This is a genomic window from Methyloglobulus sp. (assembly GCF_040079455.1).
In the GTDB taxonomy this organism is placed as follows: Bacteria; Pseudomonadota; Gammaproteobacteria; order Methylococcales; family Methylomonadaceae; genus Methyloglobulus.
In genome coordinates, this window is record NZ_JBEBKJ010000147.1 from 1 (window position 1) to 4,386 (window position 4,386).

At 41.2% G+C, this 4,386-nt stretch carries 7 protein-coding genes; all 7 read right to left on the bottom strand.

Annotated elements, in window-relative coordinates:
• Positions 1-302: 302 nt before the first annotated feature.
• Positions 303-776, bottom strand: coding sequence for a hypothetical protein (locus ABL924_RS17975; protein WP_349028472.1), 474 nt, complete (start codon positions 774-776; stop codon positions 303-305).
• Positions 776-1,480: a DUF3800 domain-containing protein gene (locus ABL924_RS17980; protein WP_349028473.1), complete on the bottom strand. Its 705-nt coding sequence runs from the start codon at positions 1,478-1,480 to the stop codon at positions 776-778. Before ABL924_RS17980 ends, ABL924_RS17975 begins: the two co-directional genes overlap by 1 nt.
• Entirely contained in the window at positions 1,477-2,691 is a 1,215-nt protein-coding gene (locus ABL924_RS17985) for a restriction endonuclease subunit S (RefSeq protein WP_349028474.1), read from the bottom strand. Before ABL924_RS17985 ends, ABL924_RS17980 begins: the two co-directional genes overlap by 4 nt.
• Before the next feature lie 162 nt (positions 2,692-2,853).
• Entirely contained in the window at positions 2,854-3,255 is a 402-nt protein-coding gene (locus ABL924_RS17990; RefSeq protein ID WP_349028475.1) for a type II toxin-antitoxin system VapC family toxin, read from the bottom strand.
• Positions 3,242-3,499 (bottom strand): hypothetical protein, encoded by a 258-nt coding sequence (locus ABL924_RS17995; RefSeq protein WP_349028476.1) that lies wholly within the window; start codon positions 3,497-3,499, stop codon positions 3,242-3,244. The genes ABL924_RS17990 and ABL924_RS17995 overlap by 14 nt, the downstream gene beginning before the upstream one ends.
• A 154-nt stretch (positions 3,500-3,653) precedes the next feature.
• Positions 3,654-4,019, bottom strand: coding sequence for a DUF1016 N-terminal domain-containing protein (locus ABL924_RS18000; RefSeq protein ID WP_349028477.1), 366 nt, complete (start codon positions 4,017-4,019; stop codon positions 3,654-3,656).
• On the bottom strand, positions 4,016-4,177 hold the full coding sequence (locus tag ABL924_RS18005; protein WP_349028478.1) for a hypothetical protein: 162 nt from the start codon (positions 4,175-4,177) through the stop codon (positions 4,016-4,018). The genes ABL924_RS18000 and ABL924_RS18005 overlap by 4 nt, the downstream gene beginning before the upstream one ends.
• Positions 4,178-4,386 lie beyond the last annotated feature (209 nt).

A 4,386-nucleotide genomic window follows, 5' to 3' on the forward strand; every position in this document is an offset into this window, starting at 1 on the left:
TTTGGTCGTTTCGTTTGAATGTTATTCATATTCATGGTCACCTCTAATGACATTATAAATCTGCCTCTAGAAGTGTCCTGTTTAATTAAACCATTTCAATGTCAGGTGCATGAATGTAGTTGTAACCTAAGTGTTCAAATAGGTTGATAGCGAAGCTTTCAATAGTCGCTTCTGTGAACTTAGTCATATATATTTTACTCTTACTATTGAAAATTATGCGTTTATGCATTACCTTAAGGTGAGTCTCATCTACCATGTTGTAGAAAGAGCATTCGAAGCCGCGTCAGTTTACTGGGGCGGCTTCAGCCTTTCTGGGCTTTCCAAAAATTATCCCGCTCCTTTTTGAATGTCGCTTTTCGATGCGGCTTATCTAAATAATACGCAGTCTTCAGTAAGTAATAACTCTTGCGATATTCCAAAACAACGGCAAAGTCTTCTGATTCGTGCCAGATGACAACACGCTTACTGCCCTTACGTTTATTTTCCCACCATGAAATTTCGTTATTCGTTTCAGCTTCGGTAATTAAATAGGCAATCCAGCGTATACGTTCGCAACGCCGAAAATCAGGTGTTCTGTCGTCCTCTACTTCCCCTTCTGAAATTACATGCCAAAAACCAAAATGTTTATTTTTTGATTCCGGGCGATATTGGCAACTAATCGGCAAGCCTTTAAAGCACAACTTGGCATGTGCAATTTCCGTTAAATAAATCTGATACAAACCGTCTTCATAAGAGGGCCAATCGCCCTTGAAAGGGAACAAATCGGGCAAGGTCATTAATTAAATTCCCGAGCTTGCCATACCAAAAGGTTAAATTTTTCCTCCCGCAATAAGGTATTGCGCTCAAGGCTATAACCCGATAACTGTTTAATTTGTCTGATTAATGTCTGCTTAGCCGTGCTGGTCTGCAAATCACGATGGAAATAAGATAATGCTCCAATCAGCAAATCGGTTATCTGTAACAGTTCGGATTCATGCGAACGGATTTGTTGAATGCGTTGGATGCTGTCACGATTAAAATCATATTGGCTATTACATAAACAACGGTGCAAGCCTTCCACCATCTCTTGGCTGCGCGTGTCCTTAATATCCAGGTAAATGGCGTACTGATGGTCAGGGCTAAAAATGGTTTTTAACAACGTAAAAAACATTTTGTAATAAAAATGATCGTGGTTTTGTTCAAATTGCTCATGACGGAGTAGCGACTTATCAGGAATAACTACACCCCTAAAATGTAATGCTGGCGTATTAAAAAACAGTTCGATTAACGCTTGATAGAACCCCAACTTAGCAGGTGATACCTTAGTCCACTTGATTTCAAATTGCCGAGACAAGCCATGCGCCGCCTTAAGTTGCCTTATTTGTTCTGCAATATTGGCAACATCTTGTTTTTCACACCAGATAGCACCCAAACTCATCGCTTTCGTGTGATCGTTTTCCAGATGGCAGGATTCGTCGCAGTAAATATTATAAAAACTCATGCCGTTTCCTCATCGAAACGGACACGCACTTCGCCGCTCATCAGTTTGGGTAAAAGGGTGTCGCGGAGGGTTTCTAGGGTGCGGATTTGACTTTGGTTTTCCCGTATTTTTTTAAAAAACGATTTAGAAATAATTTCAAATTTCTTCATTGTGATATTGTCAGGAATAATAATTTCCATTTCTTTAATCATCGCAGAATTTATGGAAGTTACAATTGATGAGGTGCTGCCAAGCAAATCGTACTTGTAATTCTTCAAAAATAGATACAGATATTCTTGAGTAAACGGTGTTTTAGAATTGAATTTGAAATGTGCTATGGCTTCATTTGAAAGCATGGTAGAAGTTGTAATAGCAACTCGTCCGACGGTCATTTTAAAACTTAGCACCACAGTGTTTTCTGGAATGACAGGAATGTTGAATTGCTCAATTGCGGCCTGTGTTAAGTATTCAGATGTTTGAAAAATATAAGCCCCATCATTGCCTAAGTCTTTAATCGAAATCCATTTCACATCGTTCGAGCTTGTTGAAAACCATTGGTATTGTTGCCTTGGTGGTGTCCGACCGATTGCAATATCAACAACGTCTTTTAGCTTCTTTTCCTCCCAACCCTCCTGCGCCTCGACTACAAACCACTGCCGGAACAGCGTTTCGGCCAAGGCTTCGAGGGTTTGGTTTTGGCGGTGCAGCAGGTCGATTTTATCGTCCAGGCTGCTAAGGACGGCAGCGATGGCTTTTTGTTCGGGGAGCGATGGAAGTAATAACGGTAATCGTCTCAAAATGGAAGAATTCAAATTTGGCATAGTCGTCCCAACAGCATGACCACTTACCCATCCTCTCATTTCTTCTGTTGATAGATAATATGCACAAAATTTTTGAGAAACTTCATCTGAAATAAATCGAACTCGTAAGCAACCAGTTCCACAAAGCCATCCTGATTCGTTTTTTGTTATATAAGCGCACTTTTCTACATCACCTCGGCGGCTATATACAATGTCCCCATCCTGCACTAAATATTTATCTAGTCGTTGTGCATCGATTTGTGAAATACAAGCGATATTATTTCTGTTAATCTCCAAGCGAGAACCAATATTGGTTGGCATTATTGAAGGTATGCCGATCTCAACGTAATCCGATGAATGAAGTTGACTGCCAAAAGGTCCAGTTTGAATGTTTGCAACTTCTCCTAATGTTATATGTTGCCTCTCACTCACAACTTAATCCTTTCCAAATTCCAGGCAATGGCCTTATAAAACACATCAATCATCGCCATCCCCTTTACGCTGAAATTCCAGCCGCGCTTTGGCTTCAAGCAGGGCTTTATGCAAATTGGCTTGCAACACTGCTTTGGAGTAAGTTTTCAGGTCGCGACACATTTATTCCACATCATCGCCAACCCGTTTAGCGCCATGCAGCCGCGCCAATTTACGGTCGAAAGTATGCAATACCAGTTGCTTGTTCTGTGCATCATCGAGAATTAAACAATCGGAAAAATCTGCATTGCTGGCACTAAAGACAGTTAAAACGCTATCTATGTGTTCGGCATTTTCTAAATGGATATGGGGGTGTTGAACCAGTTTTTCTAAAACCAAAATAACTTGTTCTTTGTTAAGTTGATAAACGCTTTCTAAAACCCAAACAGTTTCCACTAAAACAATTTTTGAAACCCATAGGTCACAATGGGTGTTGACTAAATTGAGTGCCTGTTCACATTGCGCTCTTGCATTAGAATCATCTATCAACAAGCGCACTAAAACATTGGTATCAATTGCTATCATTAAACCGTTCCGCCGCCCGTTGATAAATAGCCTGTTTCATATCGTCAAGTGATGCCGTGTTGGTTGCTTTTATAATGCCAAATAAATCATCAAACGGTTTTTCTGTTTTGGGCGTTTCGGGTTGATTAGGGGCTTCATTATCTAATAGGGTTAATAATGCACGCCCCACAGGTAAACGAACCAACGGCTCAACGGGCTGAATATGACCATTTTCATCAATTTTTACTTCTATGGTTTGTAACATAATTTAGTCCTATCGATTTTCAAGTCATGAAATTTTTATTTTGAAGCATTTTTATAAAAAGCACGAATTATTGTTACAGAAACTCTAATTAAGTCCTTCGACAAGCCCACAGGGACTTCCGATGGTCGTCGAACCATGAATGAAGTCAACTTGCTTAAAAAGCAGGTAAATATTCTGCTGGTAGCACAAAGTGCGGCCAGCTCAATTGTTGCGACACTGTCGCAACAATCGCCTGTTCAGGCAGGTAGCTAAAGAATTTGATCATCCGGGTTAAACTGGAATAGCTAAAGCCAGCCCCATATTCCTGTTGTGCCAACTGTTTAAGCGTCGCTAGGCCATACTCGGATCGCGCATTTTGCAGCAGCTCGGTTTTAATGGTTTTGCCGATTTGCCAGTAAGTCAGCACCAAGGCTTGGTTTACCTGGGTAGCCACATGGGTTTTGGCTGCTTCAATCAGTTGCCTGATGTCTTGATACAACGTGTCGAGGTTTGCTGTGGTTGGCGGGTTGAGTTGTGTCATATTTTGACCCTTGCCAAATTCTCGGCAATGGCTTTATTGAGTTCGGTTTCTTCGATTAACTGCGCCTCGAACTCCGCTTTCAGCGCGATAAACCGTTCGGCAAAGTTGAAATCATCCTCCTCATCCGGCAAGCCGACGTATCGGCCTGGGGTCAGCACATAATCCAGTTCCTTGACCCTTTTTATCGATGCAGAACAACAAAAGCCTTTGATATCTTCATAATTGGTCGCTCCCGGCTTCCTTCCTCCCGCGACATTAGCACCTCCCTGTGAAATGGTTTAATTAAACAGGACACTTCTAGAGGCAGATTTATAATGTCATTAGAGGTGACCATGAATATGAATAACATTCAAACGAAACGACCAAA

What these genes read in the sequence shown, in the direction of transcription:
- ABL924_RS17975 (WP_349028472.1), bottom strand. Translation starts at nt 776, where the DNA reads ATGACCTTGCCCGATTTGTTCCCTTTCAAGGGCGATTGGCCCTCTTAT.
- ABL924_RS17980 (WP_349028473.1), bottom strand. Translation starts at nt 1,480, where the DNA reads ATGAGTTTTTATAATATTTACTGCGACGAATCCTGCCATCTGGAAAAC.
- ABL924_RS17990 (WP_349028475.1), bottom strand. Translation starts at nt 3,255, where the DNA reads ATGATAGCAATTGATACCAATGTTTTAGTGCGCTTGTTGATAGATGAT.
- ABL924_RS17995 (WP_349028476.1), bottom strand. Translation starts at nt 3,499, where the DNA reads ATGTTACAAACCATAGAAGTAAAAATTGATGAAAATGGTCATATTCAG.
- ABL924_RS18000 (WP_349028477.1), bottom strand. Translation starts at nt 4,019, where the DNA reads ATGACACAACTCAACCCGCCAACCACAGCAAACCTCGACACGTTGTAT.